The following is a 255-nucleotide window of genomic DNA, read 5'->3' as shown; positions in this document are numbered from 1 at the left end:
CCGACTCGTCGAACCCGTACACACTCTCCGTATTCGCGAACAACTTCGCCACCGTCGAATGCGGAACCTGCACACCCTTCGGGCGACCCGTCGAACCCGACGTGTAAATCACATACGCAACATTCGAGGTCCGCAGCGGCGCAACACGATCCGCATCCGAAATCGGCGAACCATTCACACCCGACAGATCAACCGTGTCGATATCGACCACCGACAGATCAACCGGCAACACCAACTCACGACCCGACCACGAAA

Annotated in this window: 1 protein-coding gene; it reads right to left on the bottom strand. The window is 58.0% G+C overall.

Features of this window, described 5'->3' with window-relative positions:
* Positions 1 to 255: AMP-binding protein (locus MTX36_RS29610; RefSeq protein ID WP_243623223.1), on the bottom strand; the 255-nt coding region annotated here is incomplete at both ends.

It is taken from the genome of Rhodococcus sp. ARC_M6, from assembly GCF_022810305.1.
GTDB lineage: Bacteria > Actinomycetota > Actinomycetes > Mycobacteriales > Mycobacteriaceae > Rhodococcus_F.
This window is presented reverse-complemented; position numbering and strand designations above follow the sequence as displayed.